The sequence below is a fragment of the Myxococcus faecalis genome (genome assembly GCF_050039385.1).
GTDB classification, from domain to species: Bacteria; Myxococcota; Myxococcia; order Myxococcales; family Myxococcaceae; genus Myxococcus; species Myxococcus fulvus.
Genome location: NZ_CP144336.1, coordinates 4212310 through 4237167, shown reverse-complemented (window position 1 = coordinate 4237167; position 24858 = coordinate 4212310). Strand labels below are relative to the sequence as shown.

Annotated in this window: 13 protein-coding genes; 9 read left to right on the top strand and 4 right to left on the bottom strand. The window is 70.1% G+C overall.

Annotated elements, in window-relative coordinates; genetic code table 11:
- Window positions 1-160: 160 nt before the first annotated feature.
- Window positions 161-745 carry a Uma2 family endonuclease gene (locus VZQ01_RS16750; protein WP_141333526.1) on the top strand — a complete coding sequence of 195 codons (585 nt, stop codon included), beginning with the start codon at window positions 161-163 and terminating at the stop codon, window positions 743-745.
- Between the two features lie 9 nt (window positions 746-754).
- Here VZQ01_RS16750 and VZQ01_RS16745 read toward each other — a convergent pair whose 3' ends face one another.
- Together VZQ01_RS16745 and VZQ01_RS16740 are read right to left on the bottom strand one after the other, a co-directional pair.
- Entirely contained in the window at window positions 755-5473 is a 4719-nt protein-coding gene (locus VZQ01_RS16745; RefSeq protein ID WP_426748354.1) for an AAA domain-containing protein, read from the bottom strand.
- A 61-nt stretch (window positions 5474-5534) separates the two neighbouring features.
- On the bottom strand, window positions 5535-5978 hold the full coding sequence (locus VZQ01_RS16740; protein WP_223749802.1) for an HIT family protein: 444 nt from the start codon (window positions 5976-5978) through the stop codon (window positions 5535-5537).
- Window positions 5979-6223: 245 nt separating this feature from the next.
- Here VZQ01_RS16740 and VZQ01_RS16735 point away from each other — a divergent pair, with 245 nt between their 5' ends.
- From VZQ01_RS16735 to VZQ01_RS16700, 8 genes are all read left to right on the top strand, one after another.
- Window positions 6224-7897, top strand: a complete 1674-nt coding sequence (locus VZQ01_RS16735; protein ID WP_426748353.1) for a carboxypeptidase-like regulatory domain-containing protein — start codon at window positions 6224-6226, stop codon at window positions 7895-7897.
- 354 nt (window positions 7898-8251) lie between these two features.
- Window positions 8252-9916 carry an Ig-like domain-containing domain gene (locus tag VZQ01_RS16730; protein ID WP_426748352.1) on the top strand — a complete coding sequence of 555 codons (1665 nt, stop codon included), beginning with the start codon at window positions 8252-8254 and terminating at the stop codon, window positions 9914-9916.
- A gap of 151 nt (window positions 9917-10067) precedes the next feature.
- The gene (locus VZQ01_RS16725) at window positions 10068-10529 is read left to right on the top strand and encodes a response regulator (RefSeq protein ID WP_426748350.1); all 462 of its coding nucleotides are present in this window, start codon (window positions 10068-10070) and stop codon (window positions 10527-10529) included.
- Between the two features lie 130 nt (window positions 10530-10659).
- Window positions 10660-14466: an nSTAND1 domain-containing NTPase gene (locus VZQ01_RS16720; protein WP_426748973.1), complete on the top strand. Its 3807-nt coding sequence runs from the start codon at window positions 10660-10662 to the stop codon at window positions 14464-14466.
- A 189-nt stretch (window positions 14467-14655) separates the two neighbouring features.
- Window positions 14656-15630, top strand: a complete 975-nt coding sequence (locus tag VZQ01_RS16715; protein ID WP_426748349.1) for an ADYC domain-containing protein — start codon at window positions 14656-14658, stop codon at window positions 15628-15630.
- Between the two features lie 208 nt (window positions 15631-15838).
- Window positions 15839-17110, top strand: a complete 1272-nt coding sequence (locus VZQ01_RS16710) for an efflux RND transporter periplasmic adaptor subunit (RefSeq protein ID WP_426748348.1) — start codon at window positions 15839-15841, stop codon at window positions 17108-17110.
- A gap of 39 nt (window positions 17111-17149) precedes the next feature.
- Window positions 17150-20350 (top strand): efflux RND transporter permease subunit, encoded by a 3201-nt coding sequence (locus VZQ01_RS16705; protein ID WP_426748346.1) that lies wholly within the window; start codon window positions 17150-17152, stop codon window positions 20348-20350.
- A 126-nt stretch (window positions 20351-20476) separates the two neighbouring features.
- Window positions 20477-22441 carry a 4-alpha-glucanotransferase gene (locus VZQ01_RS16700; protein ID WP_426748345.1) on the top strand — a complete coding sequence of 655 codons (1965 nt, stop codon included), beginning with the start codon at window positions 20477-20479 and terminating at the stop codon, window positions 22439-22441.
- Window positions 22442-22697: 256 nt separating this feature from the next.
- Here the strand turns inward: VZQ01_RS16700 and VZQ01_RS16695 are convergent, their stop codons facing one another.
- Together VZQ01_RS16695 and VZQ01_RS16690 are read right to left on the bottom strand one after the other, a co-directional pair.
- Window positions 22698-23507 carry an AMIN-like domain-containing (lipo)protein gene (locus VZQ01_RS16695; protein ID WP_426748344.1) on the bottom strand — a complete coding sequence of 270 codons (810 nt, stop codon included), beginning with the start codon at window positions 23505-23507 and terminating at the stop codon, window positions 22698-22700.
- A gap of 108 nt (window positions 23508-23615) precedes the next feature.
- Window positions 23616-24626: a DUF1028 domain-containing protein gene (locus tag VZQ01_RS16690; RefSeq protein WP_223749811.1), complete on the bottom strand. Its 1011-nt coding sequence runs from the start codon at window positions 24624-24626 to the stop codon at window positions 23616-23618.
- Between the last annotated feature and the right edge of the window lie 232 nt (window positions 24627-24858).

Genomic DNA, 24858 nt, shown 5'->3' with positions numbered 1-24858 from the left:
CTATGGAATGGGAGGTCCATGGGGGCTTTTGGGTGGGGGTTCAGATGTCAGACCCATGAAGTAGGAATGAGTGGACACGCGGTATGGGGTGGGGTTCCACTTCGGGGAGGCGGCGCGGATGTTGGAGGGGTGGGGTGCGGGCGGTGAGAGGAGCAAGGCGATGGGAGAAGGACCGAAGCGACCGGCGACGTACGAGGACCTGCTCGCACTGCCGGAGCATGTGGTCGGGCAGATAGTCGACGGGGAGCTCATCGTGATGCCCCGGCCGGCGAGTCCGCATGCGAAGGCCAACTCGGGTTTGTATGGCGAGCTCTATGGTCCCTTCGAGCGGGGACGAGGCGGGCCCGGTGGGTGGTGGTTCCTCGTGGAGCCGGAGCTGCACTTCCGCAAGGACGTGCTGGTGCCCGACCTGGCGGCCTGGCGAAGGGAGCGGATGCCGGAAATCCCGGACGTGCCGTATTTCACGCTCGCGCCGGACTGGGTCTGTGAGGTGCTCTCTCCCTCCACGGCGCCGTTGGACCGGGTGAAGAAGAAGCGCATCTACGCGCGCGAGGGTGTGGGCCACGTGTGGCTGGTGGACCCGAAGGCGCGCACGCTGGAGGTGTTCCGACGGGACGGGGCGCGGTGGGTCGAGCTCGGCACCTACTCGGGAGACGAGCGGGTGCGGGCCGAGCCCTTCGAGGCGCTGGAGCTGGCGCTGGGCGACCTGTGGCTGACTGCGGAGGTGAAGCCCGGGTCGCCCTGAGCCGGGTGCTCAGTGCAGGGCGCGCTTGTCGGGTGTGTCCACGGTGAGCGGGGCGGGCTGGCGCATGAGCACCTCGCCCACGCGCTGGAGCACCTGGGTGGTGGCGCCCTCCGGGTCACGGAAGAAGTGGGGCGTCCAGAGCCGCACGAGCTTCCAGCCCTGGCCCTCGAGCACGCCGGTGCGGAACAGGTCCCACTCCACGCGGTCCGCGGCCTTGGGGTAGCGGGTGCCGTCGCACAAGAGGCCCACGGTGACGTCGCCGGGCGAGGTGGGGTGGTGCAGGGCCACGTCCACGCAGAAGCCGTCGTTGCCCCAGTGCACGTCGGAGGAGACCTGGTGGCGGCGGGCCAGGTGGTGGGCCAGCGCGCGAGCGAAGGTGGAGCCCGCGTCGGTCTCGTGCTCGTGGACGACGAGCTCCCGGGGGGCGGCCTCGGGCGTGGTGGGACGCTGTGGCTGGGAGAGGGACTCGGCGAACTGGAGGTAGGCGAAGAGCAGCCAGCCGCCGTTGGGCTGCCGGCCGGGCTCCACGGGGGGCAGGGCGGTGTACGCGTCGCGAGGGATGGAGGTGACCAGGTGCACCTGCTGGCGTGCGCGGGTGACGAGCACGTTGAGGCGCCGGCCACCGCCCGCGCTGCCGAGCGGTCCGAAGCGGCGGTAGAAGCGGCCCTGTCGGTCCGGGCCGTAGGTGGTGCTGATGATGAGGTGGTCGCGCTCGTCGCCCTGGACGTTCTCCAGGTTCTTCACGAAGAGGCCCTCGAAGGAGCCGGCACCCCGGCGGGTGCGCGCGGTGGCGAGTCGTGCGGAGAAGGTGGCGTCCTCAGCGGCGAGTTCGTCGAGCACATCGGTGATGGCATCGCGCTGGGACAGGTTGAAGCAGGCGATGCCGATGGATGGGGGCTCGGGCCGGGCGAGCAGCTCCTTCACGAGCTGGCCCACGGCATGGGCCTCGACCTGGTTGACGCGCTTCTCATAGGTGCCGCCCACGGGGAGCAGGCGCAGGGCCGCGTGCGGCGCGCGGTGTGAGGGGTGGGCGGGGATGGCCTGGAGGCGCTTGTCGTAGAAGTGCTCGTTGCTGAAGGCGATGAGGTCCGCGTCGCGCGAGCGGTAGTGCACGTCGAGGTAGCACTGGTCGATGTCCAGGTTGAGGGCGGCGGAGAGCAGGTCCTCCACCTCGGACTGCTGCTCCTCGAAGAGGCCCTGTTCGGTCTCGGCCTCGGCGTCCTGCTGGCTCTGGACCACGGCGGACTCGAAGAAGCGCGTGGGCGGAAGCTGCTTTGGGTCTCCGGCGATGACGACGCGCCTGGCGCGCGTGAGCACGGGCAGGGCCTCCTCCAGTCGGCACTGCGAGGACTCGTCGAAGATGACGACGTCGAAGATGGGGCGGCGCGGGAAGATTTGCGCCACCGTCTGGGGACTGGCCATCCACACGGGTCGGGCGTCGAAGAGCGGGTCTCCGCCGTCGATGTCCAGGCCGGTGGCGATGACCTGTCGCACGCGCATGGCGCGCTCTCCGCGCAACATGAGGCGTCGGCGCAGCTCCGCGCCCTGGCTGTTGAGTCGACCGCCGTTGGCCGCGAGCAGCCGCTCACGCTGGCGCTGCGTCCACCGGTGGAGGATGGCGTCGCGCACGAGGCCGCGCTTCTTCTCCTCGAGCACGCGGTAGCGCGCCTGGGTGGCCTGGGTGCGCTCGGCGTCGACGTGCTGGAGGGTGGAGTCCTCGCGAAGGCGCGAGGTCGCCTCGGCGGCGAGCGTGGCCTTGAGCACGGCCGTCCAGCCCGTCCGCGCGTCCGTGCCCAGGCGCGCGAGCGACTCGACCGAGGTCGCCAACGCCGATGGCATGCCCGACAGGAGCGAGCGCAGACGCAGCATCCCCTCCACCGTGGACAGACGTGACTGGAGCGCGGTGGCGACGGGAGTGAGCAGGGCGCTGGCGCGCAGTTCGTGCACGCGGAGGGTGAGCCACTCGGAGGAGCACAGCCCTGTCTCGGCGAGCCGCTGCTCCAGCCTCGCCACGGCCGCGCCCCGGGCGGCGGAGCGTCGCAGTCCCGTCAGCAGCGCGGCTCGTGTCGCGGCGTCCGTCGTCAGGGCCCGTCGCACGGCGTCCCGGCACGAGGCGAGTCGTGGCGTCGAGTCCAGCGCACCGAGGACCTCGAAGAGCGCGGCGTGGGCGCGCAAGTCCCGGGCGAGCGTCTCATCGGGCAGGCTCGCGGAGGTGGATGCGAGGGTGGCGCGGTGGAACTCGCCCAGGAGCGCGCGAGCGCGGGCGCCAGTGAGGAAGTGACGGACGCGCTCGGCGGTGGCCGAGCCCAGGGTGAGGCCGAACTGCTGGAGCACCTTTCGCGCGTCGGCCTTCCGGGCGAAGCAGAAGAACGCGTACCACTTGCGGGCGATGCCCAGGTACGCGCCCAGCGTGGCGAGCGCGGTGGACAGCGCACCCAGGGCCTGCGGCTGCTCGCGGTGAATCAGCGCGAGCTCGGTGTCGAGCGGGCCCTCGGAGAGCACCTGGACTTGAGGGGAGAGGCTTTCGAGCTGGGCCTTCGCGGTCCGCACCGTGTCCGGTGAGGCCGCGGCCCAGCGGGCGAGGGACTCCGGGTTCGTGGTCTCCAACACGGGGGCGAGCTGTTCGGCGAAGTGGGCGCGCGCGAGCCCCTCGGCTTCCGGCTCCGCGCCGAAGGCTGGGATGTCCGGCGAGGTGAGCGCGTCCGCGTCACGGGCCGCCTCGACGGTGGCGCCGAGTCGCTCGCGCCAGGTGGTGAGGGGCGTGGCGAGGTAGGTGGCCAGGTCGACGCCCAGGGCTTCGCGCCAGGGGTTGTCCGGGTAGCCCTCCTTGAGGGCGCGCTCGAACACCTCGCGTGCCTCGCGCTCGCGAGCGGTGACGTCGGCGAGGCGCGCGGAGGTGAGTGACGCGGTGGCGGGCGTGAGCGCCTCGGGGGACTCGAGGGCGAGCCACTGGCCCACCAGCTCGTGGAAGGACGGGGCGGAGCCATCTTCGGGGCGTGCGGAGAGGGCGTGCTCGGCGGTGGTGAGCTCGTCGTGGAGCGACTGGAGTTCCGTGTCCACGCGGGACAGCTCGCGCGGGACGGCGGCGTCGGTGCGGGTCTCCGCCAGCGTGTCGAGCTGCTCGCGGATGCCCATGTAGAGGTCGCGCTGGTCTCGCTGGGCGTCGTGCACGACGGCGCACAGGCTGCCGAGGCCCAGGTGGTCCAGGCGGTGCTTCACCACGTCGAGCGCGGTGCGCTTGTCGCAGACGAACAGCACCCGCTCACCCCGGGCGAGATGGTCTCCGATGGCGTTGGCGATGGTCTGGGATTTTCCGGTGCCCGGAGGGCCGTGGATGACGAGCCCTCGGCGACTGCGCGCCAGGCGCACGGCGCGGGCCTGGCAGGGGTCCGCGATGGTGACGAGCCGCTCGTCCTCGGCGCGCTTGAGTCCCTCCAGGTTGCGCTCTCCGCCGCCTGGGTGGGTGGGCTGGTCGAGCGACACGTCCACGCGCAGGAAGCTCTCGATGGGGCCGGAGAGGGGCTCGCCGTCCACGAGGGCGCGCATGTCGTCCACGAGGCTCTGGTTGGACAGCGGGTACAGGCCGAGCACGGCGCTGGGGAGGATGGCGGCCTGCGTGGCGGCGTCCTCGTCCGGACGGGGCACGGCGGACAGGGCCGTCTGGGCCGTGAAGGGCTCGGGGACGGGCAGCTCCAGCGACTTGGAGACGAGGGCGACCAGCTCGTTGACCTCGCGCCACGGGTCCTCGCCGGTCTCGTCGGCGAAGAGCTCGCCGAAGCGCTGGCCGGTCTGCTGTTCCAGCCACGCGAGGAGGGCGGTGTTGGGGGCGACGCGGTCGACCCCTTCCTCGGCGCCCTCGAGCTCCACGGACGGGGTGCGCCCCTTCTTGAGGGTGATGCGCACGGGGACGAAGGCGATGGGGGCCAGGATGCGCCGGGTGCCGAAGCCGCGCTTGTCCTTGGGGCCCGGGGGGAGCTGCAGCAGTGGGAAGCCGACGTGGAGGACGTGCGCGCCGGTGTCCTGCTCGAAGATGCGCGCGTCCTCGACGATGGCGGCGAGCTTGCGAAGCAGCGCCTGTTGCTCCTCCTCGGCGCGGGTGGGGGATGGGCGGTCGTCACGGGCTTCGTCCTCGAAGGCACGCTCGTCGCGGATGAGCGCTGGGGTGTCGCGCTCGATACTCAAGTCGCTTTCGGGCCGGGAGGATGCGGCGAGCGCAATCGCGTCATCCCCCACGGGGGTGGTGCGCTCGTCGCGGGTGTTGTCCTCGTGGCGCGTCGAGGTGCTCGCCGCACGAGGAGGGGCGGGGGGCTCGTCGCGGGTGTTGTCCTCGTGGCGTGTCGAGATGCTCGCCGCACGAGGCGGGGCGGAGTTCTCGTCGCGGGTCTTGTCCTCGTGGCGTGTCGAGATGCTCGCCGCACGAGGCGGGGCGGAGTTCTCGTCGCGGGCGTCGGCGGCCAGGCGAGCGGAGCTGGTCCTGGCGCCGCCGGGTGCGGTCAGACGCCCCTTGGACACGGGAGGCTTCACGGCGAGCCGGACGGTGGCCTTGTCGCCGAGGAGCGCGGCCAGCACGGCGTGAGGTGAGGTGCCGTCGAGTCGGGTCAGCGTGGCCAGGTCCAGGCGCTGGCGGCTGTGGTGGGGGCGGCAGTTGAGGCTGGGGCCGGAGGCGAGCGCGGCGTAGAGGCGCTCGAGCATCTTCTCGAGGACGCGGTTGCGGGGCTCGGACGACACGGGCGGTACCTCTCGGGAGGAGGGAGAGGGTGGGTCTAGCACGTCCCCCCGAGTGGGGACCTCAGCCGGACAGTGCGGCGGCCAGGGCGCGAGCGGCGGCCTCCAGCGCCTCGGCGGGCAGGTGGTCGGCGACAGGGGCGTCGAACACGGCGCGGCCCCACAGGCGCTGGGGCGTCCCGGCGAAACGAGGCACCAGGTGCAGGTGGCAGTGCCGGAGCACGTCGCCGATGGCGAAGGCATAGGCGTGCTCGGCGCCAAGGACCTCGCGTTGGGCCCTCATGACGCGGGCGGCGAAGGCTCCCAGTTCCCGGGAGGTCCCGTCATCCAGCTCGTACCAGGCGCGGGCGTGCTGCTCGCTGGAGATGACCACCCACCCCGGCACGGGGCTGGGACCGGCGACGCCGTGCAGCACGAGCCCGGGAGCGCGAGCCAGGATGCCTCCGACGGGGCGGTGCTCACCGCGAGTGATGGCGCAGCCGAGACACGGTTCATTCACATCCACCATGCGGGCAAGGTATCAGCCATCCGCTCAGGTAACGCGTCTCAATGGATGAGATTCAACCCATCAGGGTCTGGATGGACCCCGTTGTCGGACCCGGGAGGTATGTGATCCGCGGGGCAGGCCACCGAGTGGTGCTGCACCCGCGACTGTCGCCTTCTTGACGTGGAGGGCCCGGGTCGGAGAGTGTCCGATGCGCGCTCTTTCGGGGTTTTGGGGCGTCAGAGCCAATCCAATACAAGGTGGGGAAGATGAAGAAGCATCTGGTCATGGCCGTGGTGCCGTTCCTGGCGCTCGGGTGTGGAGACGATTTCAAGGACGAGAACGGGGACGGAATCGCGGACGGCGTGCGTGAGCCGGACAACGTCACGGTGGTGACGCCGGCGACGCCGAAGGGGACGGTGTCGGGCCAGGTGTTGGGGACGGACCTCAAGCCGCTGGCGGATGCGTCGGTGGAGATCACGATTGGCAGCTCGGATGAGCCGCTGGCGGGGACGACGGACGCGAAGGGCAACTTCGAGTTCAAGGGTGTCCCGGCGGGCTCGCAGGTGCTGTTGACGTTCACGAAGACGGGCTACGCGACGCTGCGCGCCACTTCTGAGATTCCGTCGTCCGCGGGCAACGTGCCCCTCAACAACGCGAACGTGAGCTTCGGTCCGGTGACGCTGACGCGGCTGGATGGCTCGCTGCGCTTCCTGCTGGTGACCCCGCAGGGGCGCCCCGCGGCGAACGTGCGCGCGACGCTCGAGGCGTCCCCCGCGGGCACGGTGGTCCTGTCGAACGGTGACAACACGACGGGCGTGGTGAGCACGGTGGTGGTGGAAGCGACGTCCGACGAGCAGGGCGTGCTGCTGTTCCAGAACATCCCGACCGCGCAGGAACTGGCGCGCTTCACGAACCAGACGGGGCAGTACCGTCTGTGGGTGGCGCCGACGGACTCGAACGGCGACGGCGTCCCGGAGATCAACGGCTACGTGGATACCTACTCGGCCGCGTCCGTGGTGTCGGTCGGCACCACGCGCATCCTCAACCTGCCGGCGTCGCGTCCCACGGGGAGCGCGTTGGTCGTCGAGTCCAGCAACGTGGCCATGCTGCGTGGAGCTTCGAGCTCGCAGCCGCTGCACAACATGGTGCGCCCGGGCGAGCCCATCTATCTGTACTTCAACCAGCCCGTGCAGCAGGGCTCGCTGCTGGCGCGCCTGACGGACGAGTACGCCAAGGAGGCGCTGCCCGTCACCGTGGCCCTGGGGAACGGCGGCTACAGCGCCACCATCACCCCCTCCACTGGCGCGATTCAGACGGGCAAGGAGTACAACCTGGACCTGAGGGCCGTCTCCGTGGAGACGGGGCAGCTCTACGAGCGAGTCGGCTTCTTCTTTGGCGGTGAGCCGACGGCCCCCGCGGCGGTGACCGTCACGGAAGCTCGTTACAGGGAGAGCTCGCTTCCTCCCGTTGCGCAGCAGCTCACGACAGGGGAACGCGTTTACTTCACCTTCAGCTCGCCCCTCTCCCCGTTGCGTGTCGGGGACGGGCAGGTCCAGGTCTTGTTCAATTACGACCTCGACGGCAACGGCACTGTGGGTGGTGTCTCGTACGGTGAGGTCAATAACATCAGTGGACAGGGCTTCCCCCTGTACATGGATGAGCCGACCGCGCCGTTCATCACGAATGCAAGCCAGCCCGAGCGGCCCGTTTTCGCCATCACGAGATCCGGATTCAGCACCCGTTATTACTTCACGTTCGAGCATCCCTCTGGGGCGGCTTATGCGCCCATCAATCCAACCCTCGTTTCTGGGTTCACGGTTGCGTTCTCGAAGCTGGCCAGCCGTGGCATCAACCAGACGTACGAGAACATCTGGGGCCAGCCTGTCGTCACGGACCTCACGGTGACTGGCCTGGGCATCACCCCCGCCCCGACTCCCTGAGACAGCCCCGCCGAATGATGGCTCGACGTATCGCCGTCCGAGGCTGATGACGCCCCCGTGGATTTCCACGGGGGCGTTGCTGTTTGTGGAGGCCCATCGAGGATTCATGGGCCCAGTAGGTCGACGAAGTGTCCTTCCATGTGGACGCCCGTCTGCTGTTTGAGATTTCTTCAGGGGCCTTGTGAGTGGCCGGGCTCCGTCCCGGGGGCTGAGCGAGGCCCGGCATCGATGGAATGCAAATTGCCCTCCTGTCACGTCATGCGTCATTCCACATTGCGTCTTGTCGTCGTCTCCCTCGGGCTCCTCTGGAGCGCTTGCATCGATATCCCAGGCATCCAGGTGGAGGAGCCTCCGGTGGTCGAGCTCGACGCTGGGGTGCCCACCGTGGGGGCACGGCTCATCCTGTCCCGGGCGGCGACGAACGGTGGTGTCGACCTCCAGGTCGAACTGACGGGAGCCTCACCGGAGAAGGTGGAGTTGCTGGTGGATGGTATTGCGGTGGAGACGTTGCTTCCTCCGTACAGGCTGCGCCTGGAGACGCAGTCGTTGTCAGAGGGAGACCACGAGCTGCTCGTGCGGACGATACTGGCGGAGCGGGTGTTCCTGAGCGAGCCACGATTGTTGAGGGTGGATAGAACAGCTCCGGTCCTCTTGTCGCGCGTTCCCTCGCCAGGCGACTCTCAAGTCCGAGCTGGTCATACGGTTCGCGCTGAGTTTTCAGAGGGGCTCGAGCCGTCGACAGTTCATGTGTCCTCCGTTCGTCTGGAGGTGGACTCCAAAGTCATCGCAGGGGACGTGGCCCTGTCCTCAGACGGTAGGGTGTTGACGATAAGTCCAGCGAGCCGACTGCCGAAGGATGTGGCTGTCCAGGTGGTGATGGATTCCTCTGTGACAGACTTGGCTGGAAACTCAATTCAGCAGGGTGATGAATGGCGCTGGACGGTTCCTGGCTTCCTCCCGCTGGGCAATGCGCTTACGAGCGACCCTCCTCAATACAGCACGCCCAGCTTTCCCGAGGTGCTCGTCCCGACGTCGGGCAGGCCCCTTGTCGCATGGGGAGACAGCGGTAGCGGAGGCGTGTTCATTCATCAATGGGCGGGCGCTGCCTGGGAATTGCTGGGCGGAACTCCACTGAGGGTTGCTGGGAGGGTCACCTATTTCAATGCGCGCCTGGATGAGAGTCAGCACCCGGTGGTGGGGTGGCTCGACGATGAAGTGGGGGAAGTTCATGTCCGGCGATGGACGGGGAGTGAATGGGTCTCGATGGGTGCCGTGATTCGTGCCCCGAAAACCTACTGTTGGGGACTCTCCTTGAGAACGAATGGGAAGGGGCGTTGGTTCGTGAGCTTCGCCATCCGCGAGGAGTTCTTCGTTTATGAATGGGATGGCACAACCTGGCTTCGACGGGGCCTGTTTCGACCCGCAGAAAATTGGAGTGTGGGCTCGACGGCGATGGAACTCGATGGGGGCGGGAATCCAGTTGTCATCTGGGGAGAGATGAATGCCTCGGGTGATACCATTCGCTACGAGACGCGCTGGTGGAGTGAGGGAGAATGGAAGAGCACGCCATTGACGCTGGGGCACCCGAGTGGATGGGCCTGGGGTGTGGGGGCCCCTGGGCGCCCTCTCGTGGCGATTCATGATGCGGAAAAACTCTCTTTTTGGGAGTGGTGGAGCGCTGCATGGCGCGAGCTTGGCAGTGCCTTCGAAGAACGGTTCCCAGCTGGGGCTAGGGCTGAAGTGCGTCGCTTCGCTTTGGATTCCTCGGGGGCGCTGGTGGTCCTCCTGGGGGAGCCGGAGGCCGCTGGGCAGCCCGAGACGCTGCACATGCGAAAGCTCGTTGGTGGCGAATGGGTTCCTCTCGAGGGGCTGCTGCGTCCGCCGCCCGATTTGACTCCGAATCCCTCACCCCGATTCGGAGTCACTCCGGACGGACGGTTCCTGGTGACTCGAATCGAATCCACGGGTCAGCCGCCGAATGCGCAGCACTTCATCCAGGTCTACATCTCCAACGACTGACCCCCGCGACACGGGCCACGCCGTGCACCACCGTTCTCCATTGAACGGTGGTGGGGTGCCCCCTGGGGCGATGTGGGGTGGGCGCGATGACGGATGCGTGCATAGATTGTCGTGTCTACCGCTGTTTCCCTACACGCGAGGCACCTGCTTCATGAAGCGCACGGCCACCCAGACTTCGGAAGAGCCGGTGGCGGACGCGACCCCGGCCGTGTCCCCCGTGAACCGCAAGCGCATCCTCGTCGTCGACGACTTCGACGATGCCCGGGAGATGTATGCGGAATACCTGGAGTTCGTCGGCTTCGAGGTGGACACCGCCCGGGACGGCGTCGAGGCGGTGGAGAAGGCCCAGACGAGCGAGCCGGACATCATCCTCATGGACCTGTCCCTGCCCGTCATGGACGGCTGGGAGGCCACCCGACGTATCAAACAGGACACTCGGACCCGCGATATCCCCGTCATGGCGCTGACGGGCCACGTGCTCGCGGGCAACGCCGAGCACGCCCGCGAGGCCGGCGCCGATGAGTTCGTCGCCAAGCCGTGCCTGCCTTCGGACCTGGAGAACAAGATCCGAAACATGCTCAAGCCGAGCAAGGCGCGTAAGCCGAACGGATAGGAAGGCTGACACCTCCCACCGGCGGGAAGTGACGACCACCTGACATCGGGTGGCTCCTTCCAGCGCGCTCCTGCCCTTTCGGACGGGGGAAGGGGTTGCCGCTGGACGTCCGGATGCCTAGCCCGTGGGAGTGGGCACCCCCGCCACCTTCCGGCCGCCAGACTCGTGGACTCCTCCGGAGGAGTTCGACGAGTACCGAATCGTTCGGCCCATCGGCCGGGGACGCACGGGGCGGGTGTACCTGGCCCAGGACACCCTGCTCGAACGCCCCGTGGCGGTGAAGTTCATCCCCGCCCTCGGCCCCAATGCCCTGGCGCGCTTCCTCGTCGAGGCCCGCGCCGCCGCCCGCATCCAGCACCCCAACGTCGTCACCCTCTACCGGGTGGGACAACTCGACGAACAGCCCTACCTCATCTCCGAGTTCATCCGCGGCGTCAGCCTGGACCGGCTCGTCAAACCCCTGCGCTGGGAGCGTGTGCTCGCCATCGGTCGGGACCTCGCCCGGGGCCTCAGCGCCGCCCACCGTCGGGGCGTGCTCCACCGCGACATCAAGCCCGGCAACGCCGTGCTCACCGAGAGCGGCGCCGTGAAGCTGCTCGACTTCGGCCTCGCCAAGCTGCTCGACGGCGCGGTGGGCGACGAGGTGCCCTCTCCTCGCACCACCACCCCACCCGAGCTCCCCATGGACCTGGACCCGGAGCTCAACCCGCACTTCTCCGCCCGCTCGCTCGACGGCGTCTTCCTGCCCTCGCTGCCCCAGGGCGCCCTCGTCGGCACGCCGTACTACATGTCCCCCGAGGCCTGGGCCGGCGAGGACCTGTCGGCCCGCAGCGACGTGTACTCGCTGGGCATCGTCCTCTACGAACTCTGCGTGGGCCGGGGCCCCTACCGCGACGTCGTCTGGCGCGAGCTGCCTCACGTCGTGCGCACCCAGGACGCCCTGCCCCTGGGCGAAGTCTCTCCGCAGGTGGACCCGACCTTCGCCGCCATCATCGACCGCTGCCTGCGCCGCGAGCCCTCCGAGCGCTTCGCCTCCGCCGCCCAGCTCCTCGAGGCCCTGGAGGCCCTGTGCCGCGAGGACACGCCCACCCACGTCCCCGAGGGCAATCCCTATCGCGGCCTGCGCGCCTTCGAGGCCGAGCACCGCGCCCTCTTCTTCGGCCGCCGCCGCGAGTGCCGCGCCGTGCTGGAGCGCCTGCGCGGCGAGTCCTTCCTGCTCATCACCGGCGACTCCGGCGTCGGCAAGTCCTCCCTGTGCCTCGCCGGCATCCTCCCCGCCGTCGTCGATGGCGGGCTTGAGGACGGCCGTCGCTGGCACACCGTCCGCCTGGTCCCGGGACGCAAGCCCCTGGTCGCGCTCTCCGCCGCGCTCGCCGCGCTCCTCGCCACCGAGGAGGAGCTCCTCGCCGAGGCGCTGCGCGCCGAGCCCGCGTGCCTCGCCCGTCGCCTGCGCGCCCGTCTGGGCGCCCGTGAGGGCCTGCTCGTCTACGTGGATCAGCTCGAGGAGCTGGCGACGCTCGCCGAGCCCAACGAGGCGGCGCTCGCGGGACAGGCCCTCGGCAGCCTCGCGGAGGGGGCCAGCGGGGTGCGGCTGCTCGCCTCCAGCCGCAGCGACTTCCTCACCCGGCTCACCGCCGTGCCCGGCCTGGGCGCCGAGGTCCCCCGCGCGCTGTACCTCCTGCGCGCCCTCACCGCCGAGGAGACCCGCGAGGCCGTCACCGGCCCCTCGCGCGTGAAGGGCGTCCGCTTCGAGTCGGAGTCCCTCGTCGACGCGCTCGTCACCGCCGCGGCCGAGGGGGGCCTGCCGTTGCTCCAGTTCGCGCTCGCCGAGCTCTGGGAGGCCCGCGACACGAAGACGCAGATGATCACCCAGGCCGCGCTCGATTCGATGGGTGGCGTGGCCGGAGCCCTGGCCCGACACGCGGACGCGGCCGTGGAGCGCCTGTTGCCTGACCAGCGCGTCGCGGCGCGAGGTGTCCTGCTCCGACTCGTCACCGCCGACGGGACCCGCGCGCGCAAGACGGACCGCGAGCTCGCCGGAGACGACCCGCGCTACCAGGCCGCGCTCGAGGCCCTGGTCCGCGCGCGCCTGCTCGTGGCGCGCGAGGCCCCCGAGGGCACGTCCTATGAGCTGGCCCATGAGGCGCTCCTGTCGGGCTGGGATTCGCTCGCGCACTGGCTGACCGAGGCCGCCGAGCGGCGCGAGGTCCAGGCGCTGCTGGAGACGGCCGCGGCCCACTGGGAGAAGCACCACCACTCGCGCGAGCTGCTCTGGGGCTCACGTCAGCTCGCCGAGGCGGCGGTGCTGGACGTGGCCGAGCTCAACCGCCGCGAGCGCGACTTCCTGCGGGCCTCCCGCCGCACGCTCATCCGCAGCCGCGGGCTGCGCCACGCGCTCGTGGTGGGCTTCGTCCTCTCGCTCGGCCTCGTGTACGGCGGCCTCAAGCTGCGCGAGCGCTGGAGCCTGGAGCGTCAGGTGCGCGCGGAGCTCGAAGAGGCGCGCAAGTCACTCGAGTCCGCGCTGGAGACCAAGGACCTGCTCCACTCCGAGCGCTCGGAGGCCTTCCGTCTCTACGGCAGCGGCCAGAAGCCCGAGGCGGAGCGGCTGTGGGGCAAGAGCGTCGCGCGCGCCGCGCAGGTTCGCCATCGCTTCGATGGAGTCGCAGGACGACTCGAGCGGGCCCTCGCGCTCGCGCCCGAGCGGCCCGAGGTCCGCGACGCGCTCGCCGACTTCCTCTTCGAGCGCGCCCTGTGGGCCGAGCAGGACGGAGAAGTGGCCATGGTGCCCACGCTGCTCCAGCGCCTGCGCCTCTACGACGTGCACGGTGAGCGCTGGCGGCGATGGACCGCGCCCGCCCGACTCACCCTGGGCGTCGCCGCGCACGACGTGCAGGTGGAGCTGCGTCCGCTGACGCGCGACACGCTCGGCAACGAGCAGCCCGGTGAGCCGCTGCCGCTGGAGTCCGAGCCCTGGATGGACGTCTCCGTGCCACCGGGCGCCTATCGGCTCACGTTGCGCGCGCCGCACCACGAGGCCGTGACGCAGCCGCTGCTCCTGCGTCGCGGAGAGGCACGGCGACTGGAGTTGCGCCTGCCGCGCGAGGGCTCGATTCCCTCGGGCTTCGTCTTCGTTCCCCCGGGCGAGGTCCGCTTCGGCAGCGCCGCGGACGCCAGCGTGCGCGAGTTCTTCAACGCGGTGCCGCAGCACGCGGTGCAGGTGCCGGGCTTCCTCATCGCGCGGCACGAGGTGACGTACGCGGACTGGCTCGTCTTCCTGGAGACCCTGTCCCCCGAGTCACGCGCCGCGCACAGCCCCCGCGTGGGCACGGGGGGCTATGCGGGGCACCTCGCGCTGGACCAGGTGGACGGTGTCTGGCGGCTGCGCTTCCAGCCCGGCAACGTGCCCTACGAGGCCCGCGCGGACGAGCCCATCCGCTACGCGAACCGCACCCGCCGCGGGACGCAGGACTGGCTGCGCTTCCCGGTGAGCGGCATCTCCTTCTCCGACGCGGAGACGTACGTGTCCTGGCTGTCCTTCAGCGGCCGGGTGCCGGGAGCTCGGCTGTGCTCGGAGCTCGAGTGGGAGCGCGCGGCGCGCGGCGTGGACGGGCGCGAGTTCCCGCACGGCGACAGGCTGGGCCCGGACGACGCGAACATCGACACCACGTACGGCAAGCAGCCCGGAGGCTTCGGTCCGGACGAGGTGGGCAGCCACCCCGCGTCGCGCAGTCCGTTCGGCGTGGACGACATGGCGGGCAATGTCTGGGAATGGACCCGCTCGTGGCTGGAGCCAGGGCGCGCGGTGGCGCGAGGTGGGAGCTTCGCGTTCGCGGCCACCTCCGCGCGCTCGACGAACCGCGAATTGCCCGAGCCGTCGTTGCGCGACGTGACGATGGGCCTGCGCGTGTGCGCGGACCTGTCCGCACCCAGGCCGTGAGCCTGCCCGGATGTGGGTCCGGGGAGTGGCCCGGCACAGGACGTTGGAAGCGCCCGTTCACCCTGTCGTGCCTGCTCGCCACCCCCTCGAGGGTGGGACGATTGTCGTGGGGTCATCACTCCTCCTTGCGAGCGGGCAGGCTCCTGCGAACCTTGTGTCCAGTAGCGCAGGGCCGGGGAGGGTCGGGGCATGGTGGCGAGGCGGATGGTGGGGGCGATGGTCATCGCCTGCGGGCTTTGGGGTTGTGGAAGCGCGGTGGAGGTCGAGGAGTCCCGGACGCTGGGGACCCAGGTGGCCGGGTTGTCGTCGCCCAATGGGCGCAACCTGAATGGCCGCAACCTCAACGGGCGCAATCTCAACAGCACGGAGCTGGGGCAGATGCTGGTGTCGGTGCGCTTCGCGGGCGCCGAGCGCGCGGACGCGGGCGCTCCCGCGCTGTCGGACACGTGGCTGGACGGCAGCGTCCTCCACGGCGCGACGTCGCAGGGCGTGGTGTCCGGGATGGACTTCCTCGGGGCGCGCTTCGTGGGGGAGCTCGGGAGCGGGGACACGGTTCCCCTGCGCATCGATGACATCCAGCCGGCCACGGGCGCGAGCGCGGATGTCTGGGTGTATCGCGTCTCCTACTACGCGGCCGACGAAGGGGCGTGGAAGCCCGCGTGCCAGGCGGCGGATGGCTCGGCGCTCGGGGCGATTGCGCTGACGGGGCGCTGGGACTACCGGCAGGGCGTGGCGGGCGGCGGCGCGAAGCTCGAGGACGCGCAGGCCTTCACCTTCGCGTGCGAGGGCGCGGCCCTGGCCAAGTGCGTGCGCTTCGGCTACCGCCCGTGGGTGGGCAGCGTGAATGGCCAGAGCCTGGGCGAGCTGCACCAGGCCTGCACGCGCATGGTGCGCGCGGACTTCTGTGGCGACGGCACGTCGTATACGACGGATGGGAACTGGGTGAACCTGTACGACGCCGCGGGCGTGCAGCAGGACACCGAGAGCTGGAGCCTGGAGGCGGAGTGGGACGCGGCGGGAGCGCGCTGCCGCTCGCAGACGACGCGCGCGGGGACGCAGGCGGTGGCGTGCGCGTCGGGCACGGTGGTCCCCACCTGTGGCCCGTCCTCCAGCTTCGAGACGGGCGGCACGCTGCTGATGAGTGAAGTCCCGGTGGCGCCGTAACCACGGACACGAAGGGCGTGGCATCCGCTCGGTGAGGCTGGCTGCCCGCTATGCCCGGGAGCAGGCGGCCTGCCTTTGTCTCCTGGGGTGGGCGACACGAGAGGCCGACTTCCGGAGGCGAGGGGCCGACACCACGTTTAGCCGGCCCGCCAGGGGCAGGGGAGGGACTGGCGGAGGACGGAGACGCGCGGTGAGACGAGCCCGACGGATGAGAGGGACGGTCGCTGGCGGAATCAAGGGGGTGCTGCTGGCGGCTGCCTGCGCGGTGGCCGGATGCAAGAAGGGCTCGGAGGAGGCGGCACCTTTGGCCCCGCCCGTGCTGACCTTGGGACAGGAGAACGTGGCGCGCGTCCAGGCGAGCGAGCTGCGCTCCGGCCCCGGCATCTCCGGCACGCTCCAAGCCCGCACCGCGGCGGCGGTCCGCGCGCAGGTGGGCGGCACCATCCTCGACCTCAAGGCGCAGCAAGGCCAGGTGGTGAAGCAGGGCCAGGAGCTGGCGCGCATCGACGACGCGACGCTGCGGGACCAGGTCATCGCCGCGCGCACCGCGGTGGCGACGGCGCGCAATGCCTTGCAGGTGGCCGAGGCCGAGCAGGAGCGCAGCGCGAAGCTGGCCCAGGCGGGGGTCATCACCCAGCGGGACTTCGAGCGGGCCCAGCTCTCCGTGGCGCAGGCGAAGGGGCAGCTCGCGGAGGCGCGCTCGCGCTACGCGTTGGCGCAGGAGCAGTTGGGACGCACGCGCGTCGTCGCGCCCTTCGCGGGGGTCGTCAGTGAGCGGCAGGCGAGCGCCGGTGACGTGGTGCAACCCGGTGCGCCGTTGTTCACGGTGGTGGACCCGCGCACGTTGCGCCTGGAGGCCTCCGTGCCGGCGGCGAACCTGGACCAGGTGAAGGCCCGGACGCCCGTGGAGTTCCGGGTCACCGGCTATGGGAACCGCGCGTTCACCGGGCAGGTGGAGCGCATCAACCCGGTGGTGGACCCGAACACGGGGCAGGTGCGCATCTACGTCGCGATTCCGAACACGAACCTGCAATTGCTCGCGGGTCTGTTCGCGGAGGGACGCGTGGCCTCGGAGTCGGTGCGAGCGCTGGCGGTGCCGTTGGACGCCATCGACGACGCGGAGGGCAAGCCCTCCGTGCTGCGCGTGCGCGACGAGAAGGTGGAGCGCGTGAGCGTCACTCTGGGACTGCGTGACGACGTCGAGAAGCGGGTGGAGGTGCGCCAGGGACTCCAGCAAGGAGACGTGGTGTTGCTCGGCTCGGCGCGCGATGAGGTGAGCGAGGGCATGCAGGTGAAGGTCTCGCCGCCGCGTGAGGGGGACTCGCCGCGCGGGGACGAGGGCCCGGGCGTCGGCGGTGGTGGCGCGCAGCAGGGCGAAGGCGCCGCGCCCAGGTCACCACCGGCCGGGCGCGACGACGGTACACGTCCCACGCAGTCGCCGCGAGGCTCCACCGAGGGCGCGACGCAGCCCACGCCCTGAGCCCACGTCGTTCCTTCTCCTCCTGTCGGGAGTCACCCCGTGTTCATCTCCGATTTCGCCATCAAGCGGCCCATCGTCACCATCACCGCCATGGTGACGCTGGTCGTCTTCGGCCTCGTCGCCTTGTGGCAGCTCGAGACGGACGAGTTCCCCGACGTGCAGGCGCCCGTCATCGCCGTCACCATCGTCTACCCGGGTGCCTCGCCCGACACGGTGGAGCGCGAAATCGTCGAGCCCATCGAGGACGCCATCTTCGCCATCAGCGGCGTCGACCCGAAGGAGACGACCGCCACCGCCACCGACGGCCTGGCCACCTTCACGGTGTTCTTCGAGTTCGAGAAGGACATCCAGGAGGCTTCGCAGGACATCCGCGACGCCATCTCCAGCAAGCGCGCGGACCTGCCTCGCGAGATGGAGGAGCCCGTCCTCACGCGCTTCGACCCGGCGGACGCGCCCATCGTCTCGCTGACGCTCACCTCGGAGCGGCTCGACGTGCCGGCGCTGTCGCGTGTGGCGGACCCGCTGGTGGTGGGCGAGCTGCGCTCGGTGCCGGGCGTGGCGCAGGCGGACGTCGTCGGCGATGTCGAGCGGGAGATGACGGTGCAGCTCAAGCCCGAGGCGCTCCAGGCCGCGCGCGTCTCGCTGGCGGAGGTGGTGCAGGCGCTGCAATCGCAGAACCTGGCCGCGCCCGTGGGGCGCATCAACTCGAAGCTCGAGGAGGAGTCCATCCGCCTCAAGGGGCGCCTGGAGAACGTGGACGAGTTCCGCGACATGGTCGTGGCCACGCGCGACGGGCAGGTCATCCGGCTGGGGCAGCTGGCGGATGTCTTCGTGGGCTCCGAGGAGCCCCGCACGCTGGCGCTCTACGACGGCGCGCAGGCGGTGGGCATCGACGTGCTGAAGTCGAAGGGCTACAGCACCACGGAGGTCGCGGACGCGGTGCGAGCGCGCGTGGAGGCGCTCCAGAAGAAGCTGCCTCCGGACGTGAAGCTGGCCATCGTGCGCGACGCGGGCGTGCGGGTGGAGAGCGCGGTGGAGAACGTGCAGTCCGCGCTGGTGGAGGGCGCGCTGCTCACGGTGTTGGTGGTGTTCATCTTCCTCAACTCGTGGCGCTCCACCGTCATCACGGGGCTGGCGCTGCCGGTGAGCGTGCTGGCGGCGTTCATCAGCGTGTGGGCCTTTGGCTTCACGCTCAACACGATGTCGCTGCTCGGCCTGACGCTGGCCATCGGCATCCTCATCGATGACGCCATCGTGGTGCGCGAGAACATCGTCCGCCACATCGAGATGGGGAAGGACCACTACACGGCGTCACGCGAGGGCACGTCGGAGATTGGCCTCGCGGTGTCGGCGACCACGTTCTCCATCGTCGCCGTCTTCGTGCCGGTGGCCTTCATGTACGGCGTGGCCGGCCAGTGGTTCAAGCCGTTCGCGCTCACCATCGCCTGCGCGGTGCTGGTGTCGCTGTTCGTCTCCTTCTCGCTGGACCCGATGCTCAGCGCGTACTGGGCGGACCCGCAGGTGGAGAAGGGGGCTCGCAAGGGCTTCATCTCGCGCATCCTCACGCGCTTCAACGATTGGTTCGACCGACAGGCGGACCGCTACAAGCGCGTCATCGCCTGGGCGCTGGACCACCGGCTCATCATGGTGCTGGTCGCGGTGGGCTCGCTCGTGGGCGCGCTGGTGCTCCAGGGCACCGTGGGTGGCGCGGGCTTCGTGCCGGTGAGTGACCGCTCGGAGGTGGAGCTGCTGGTGGAGACGCCGTCCAGCTCCAGCCTCGAGTACACGCGGCGCAAGGTGGAGGAGGTGACGCGCATCGTCCGCGCGCACCCCGAGGTCGCCTATACGTACAGCACCATCGGCGTGCCGCTGCCGCTGAGCGCTCCGGGCGTGGACCAGGCGTTGGTGTACGTGAGGCTCACGCCCAAGGCGGACCGTGATTTGAGCCAGGATGCGCTCGGCAGCAAGCTGCGCCAGGAGCTCGCGGCGGTGGGGGGCGCGAAGGTGTCTGTCTTCACCTCGGGCTTCGGCGGGGCGATGAAGCAGATCCAGCTGGAGCTGCGCGGGCCGGACCAGAAGACGCTCACGCAGCTCGCGCAGCAGGTGCAGCGTGAGGTGGAGCAGGTGCCCGGCGCGGTGGACGTGGGCCTGTCCACGCGAGGGCAGAAGCCGGAGCTGGTGGTCGACCTGAATCGAGGGCTCGCGGGTCAGCTCGGGGTGACGGTGGGGCAGGTGGCGCAGGTGCTGCGGCCGGCCTTCGCGGGGCTGGACGTGGGCGACTGGGTGGACCCGATTGGTGAGACTCGGGATGTGATGGTGCGCCTCGCGCCCGAGGCGCGGGACAATCCGGATGACCTGGCGCGGCTGCCCATCCTCGTGGGCGCGGTGCCGGGAGGGACGCCGCAGCTCGTCCCATTGGGACAGGTGGCGGACATCCAGCAGGCGCTCGGCCCCGCGCAAATCACGCACCTCAACCGCGAGCGGGTCATCAACATCCAGGCGAACGTGCAGGGGCGCTCGTTGACGGAGGTGATGCGGGACATCCAGGCGCGGGTGGACAAGGTGCAGATGCCCGCGGGCTACGAGCTGACCACGGGCGGTGAGTCCGCGGACCAGGAGGAGGTGTTCTCGCGGGTGTTCATCGCGCTGGGTGTGGCGGTGATGCTGATGTACCTCATCCTCGTCATCCAGTTCGGCTCGTTCCTGGACCCGCTGGCCATCCTCATCTCGCTGCCGCTGTCGTTGATTGGCGTGGTGGGCGCGCTGCTGATTACCGGGGACACGCTGAACATCATGAGCCTCATCGGCGTCATCCTGCTGATGGGCATCGTGGCGAAGAACGCCATCCTCCTCATCGACTTCGCGAAGTGGTCGCACGAGAAGGGCATGCCGTTGCGCGAGGCGCTCATCGAGGCGGGGCGCATCCGTCTGCGGCCCATCATCATGACGACCTTCGCCCTGGTGGCGGGCATGATTCCGGTGGCGATTGGCGCGGGCGAGGGGGGCGACTTCCGAGCGCCGCTGGGCCGCGCGGTGATTGGCGGAACGATTACGTCCACGCTTCTGACGCTGCTGGTGATTCCGACGGTGTACGAAATCCTGGTGGATGGCCGGACGTGGATGGGGCGCAAGCTGCGCAAGGTGTTCCACTTCCGAGCGCCCCAGGGGCCGGGACATCAGGGGCCGACGCAGGGCGGCGGTGGCGAGCCGCGCCCCGTGCCGCAGTCGCCGCAGAAGTGACACTGGGTCCGCTCCGGGTGTCCGCGTGCACGCTCGGAGTGTCGTCCTCGGACGGATGTTGAACGTGGGCTCAGATGAAGGGTTGGCGTGTCCGGCTCGGGCACCTAGGGTCGGTCGTCATCCGCCATGTCCCGAGCCTCGCTGCCTGAAGACCACCATCGACTCGTCACCCAAGCCCTGGCCGCGCTCGATGTCCGCAACCTGGTGCTGAGCATCCACGACCCCAGCTTCCCCAGTCTGCCATCCGAGGACTCGGGACGGGGCTCGCCCTACTCCGAGGGCGCCGCCCTCTTCCTGGAGTCAGCCCGCGCCCTGGGCTTCACCGGCATCCAACTGGGGCCCCAGGGACAGACCACCGAGGCGAACGCGTCGCCGTATGACGGCACCCTGTTCTCTCGCAATGTCCTGAACGTCGCGCTCGCGCCGTTGGAGCATGAGCCTTGGGGGGCGCTGCTTCCTCCTGGCCGCGTGGCGGCGCTCTCGCAGTCTCGGCCTCATGGGGCCCATCCGGGTGAGCGCTATCGATGGGCGTTCCGCGCGCAGCTCGCGGTGCTCGATGAGGCGTGGGCGTCTTTTCGCCGGCAGCGCGCGGGGTCGAATCCTTCCGCCGCCATCCAGGACCTGTCCCGGCGCTTCACCTCCTTCCGGCAACGCCACCGCGCATGGCTCGTGCGCGATGCCCTGTTCGACGTGCTGTGCGAGGAGAAGGGCGTCCCGGACTGGCGGCCCTGGGCGGACTCGCTGGATGGACGCCTGTGGAATCCGGCGCCGGGTGAAGAGTCCGCAGCGGCAGCTCGAGTGCTGGCGCTGGAGTCGCGATACGGCGACACGCTGGAGCGTTACGCGTTCCTCCAATTCCTGGTGCACACGCAACACGAAGTGCTCCGGGAACGGACGGCCACATGGCGCCTGAAGCTCTACGGCGACCTCCAGATTGGCTTCTCACCGCGCGACGCGTGGGCGTGGCAGGGGCTCTTCCTGCGCACGTACCTGATGGGCGCGCCGCCCAGTCGCACGAACCCCGACGGCCAGCCGTGGAACTACCCGGTGCTGGACCCGGAGCAGTTCTTCATGGAGGGCGGAGAGGGCCCGTCCCAGGGCTTCCGCCCGGGCGCGGTGCTGCGCTTCATGGATGCTCGGATGGACAAGATGCTCGCCGAGTACGACGGGCTGCGGCTGGACCATCCGCATGGGCTCGTGTGCCCCTGGGTGTATCGGTCGAACCAGTGGGACCCCGTGGCCGCCGTTCAACAGGGCGCGCGGTTGTTCTCGTCACCCGACCTGCCCGAGCACCCCGAGCTGGCGCGCTATGCGCTCGTGTCACCGGAGCAGGTGGACCGCTCGGTGCCTCGCTATGTGGACGGAGAGGTGAAGTCGCTGACGCCCGAGCAGGTGGAGCGCTTCAGCGTCCTCTTCGACACGGTGGTCGCCGCGTCCCGGCGCAATGGTCGCGAGCTGGGGGACCTGCTGGGCGAGGTGCTGAGCACGATGCCGTATCCGCTGGGACGCGTGCTCGCGCGATACGGGATGGGCCGCTTCCGCGTCACGCAGAAGGCGGACCTGCGCAACCCGGCGGACGTGTATCGCAGCGAGAACGCGGCGGCCGAGGACTGGATGATGGTCGGCAACCACGACACGAAGTCGCTGTGGCGCCTCGTCGGCGACTGGCAGTGGCGCGGGACGCTGCGGGCGCAGGCGGACTATCTGGCGACGCGGCTGTGCCCGGAGGTCGAGCACCGTGAGGCCTTCGCGCGCGAGCTGGCGACGGACCCGGGGCTACTCGCGCAGGCGAAGCTGGCGGACCTGTTCGCCAGTCGCGCGCGCAACGTCATGGTGTTCTTCACGGACCTGCTCGGGATGCCGGAGACGTACAACGAGCCGGGCACCATCGACGAGCGCAACTGGTCGCTGCGCGTGCCCTCAGACTGGATGCGTGAGTATCGCGAGCGGCTTCGCGGCGATGCGGCCATGAACCTTCCTGGCGTGCTCGCGATGGCGCTGCGCGCGGGGGGCGCTCCCGCGAGACAGAAGCACCGCGAGCTGCTCGCGGGACTGGACCGACTGGCGGCGGAGCTGCGTGGTGGGACGTGAGGGGCCCCTGCCCGTGGCTCGATGACGACGGGGCCCATCGAGGTGGGCAGGGCTCAGACCGGGCGAGAAGCGGTGAGCTGCTACCACATCAGACCTGGTCCCGCGCATGACCGCGGGAGCGGCACGCCCAAGCTCGCCTCGGAACAGGCGCCCCCGCGCTTCACTTCGACCCGGAAGTGGTGGGGCCCACCGCTTCAGCCTCGGGGCCGCGCATGACTGCGAGAGGCATGCCCGAGTTCGCCTGGGAACAGTCGCCTCAGTGCTTCACGTCCACCACGAGTCGCGTGGGCTCGCGCAGCTCCAGGATGCGGAACGGCGCGTTGCTCTTGTTGCCCAGCACCCACGTCACCTCGCCCTCGAAGTCACACGTGCGCTTCAGCTCGAGCAACACCGGCAACGCGGGCTTCAGCTCACGCGTGGCCACCGTGGGCTCCCCTGCATCCGTATGTGCCTTCGCCGGCGTGAAGCTCACCTGGAGCTGACCCTTGCCCGCCAATGTCACCGGGTCCCCCGAGCCACACTGCACCGCGGGCTCCTTCGAGTACTCCACGCGATAGCCGGGCAGTTGCGTCCCCTCGAACTCGAACACCACGCGGTCGTAATCCGGGTGCGCTCCCGCGCGCACCGAGCGCAGCGTGGCCTGCGGCACGTCCCTGCGGTCCAGGCTCACCGCCTCCGTGGTCCACTCGCGGTTCTTCGGGTTCTCGGGAGTGACTCCACCCGAGCCACCGCCCGACGGCGTCCCTGTCCCCGCGCCACCCGGTGCCGTACCACCTGACTGAGCACCCGCGCCCGCCGATGGCGAGCCCGCTCCCGAAGGCGCCTCCGGCTCCACACCGGGCTCCTCGGGAGGCAGCTCGCCCACGGCCACGGGAGGCTTCGCGGCGGCTTCACCTCCCCGCGCCACGGCGCCCTCGGGCGCACCCGAGGGCCGCGCGGGAGTGTCATCGGGCGCTGGCAGCTCGGCCGCCGGATGCGGCGGGGCCTCTTCCTTCTTCGAGCACCCGGTGCCCACGAGGCATCCGGCCAGCCACAGCGATGACAGCCAGCGTCCCGCACGCTTCATCGTTCCTCCCCAGGGGGCCCGCGAAAGAGGGGCCACGGAGGACACCCTCTCTCACGACAGGGGGGCCACGTGCCAGCACCACCGGCCCGTGACGAGAAGCCGACAGTGTCACTCCGCCGAGGCCGTCGCCCGCGTCAGCGCCCCCAGGTCCGCGTCCCGCAGGAACTTCACCAGCACCCCGTCCATCTTCCGCGTGCCGTTCTCCACCACCGTCGGCTTCAGGAAGAAAAGATTGTTCCAGTTGAAGTCGTACAGCGCCTGCTCCGCCGCGTCGGACCAGCTCCCATCCATGGGCCCGCGGTAGTACCCGAGCTTGCGCAGCACCTGCTTCACGTCCCGCGCGATGTCCGCCGTCAGCGTCACGCGGTCCTGGGTGTACACGTCCGCGAGCGTGCCCTGGTAGCGGTTGAGCTCCACGCCCAGCTCCTGGAGCGCCTTCGTGCTGCCGTGCACCACCGCCTCCGCGAGCACGTGCGTGTAGAACGCCGTCTCGCTCGTGGTGTTCCAGACGCGGATGACACCCGAGCGCTCGCCGTTCTTGTCCCCGCCCACGCGCGCGCCGTGCACGAGCGACGCATACAGCCGCTGCGGCAGGCTGCCCTTCGCGCGCTGGAAGCCCGCGGCCATGGCCGTACACATGTCCGGCGTGGACATGTTGTTCGCCTGCACCACGAACGTCGCGCCCTGGATGGCACAGGTGTGCGCGCTCGTCTGCGCGCCCGAGCGCTGCCCCGTCGTCACGCTCCCATCCGGGTGCAGCTTCACCGCGGCGAGCTGACGGATGGGCGCGTACGGGTCCAGCGCGAGCACCGCGTCGATGGCGGCCTGGGGCGCCTCGCCCGCGTCGATGCGCGCGATGACCCCCTGGGCATCATCCACCGAGGGCAGCGCCATCGTGGCCACCGCGATGTCCGAGCGCCCATACGGCACCAGTCCGCTGACCCCGCTCGGGAAGGAGATGACGGCCATGCCGCACGACTGCTCCACCGCGTCACACGCGACGATGGCGCGCGTGCCGAACAGGCTCCGGTTGAGGGGGCGGCCGCCTTCCGCCGACGCCTGGGTGGAAGCGAGCATCAGGAACGCCACGAGCCACGAGCCACGCTCGAACAACTTCATACGGACACCTCTGGGCAAGGCGCTCCCGTGGCGGACCGCGACGTCCCGCGTGGAGGAGCCCTTCCTGTCAGGGATGGATGTCGGTGCGCGGAACCCGCCCACGCCCCGAAACTGCTGGAGCCCTGAACGGAAGGCCCTTCCGGGACATATCGGGAAGGCTCGCCAACCGTTGCGCCCGGCAAACACCCGTGGGCCGGGCCGGGGAGGGCCCGCCGGGCCGGGTGCCCCGCGT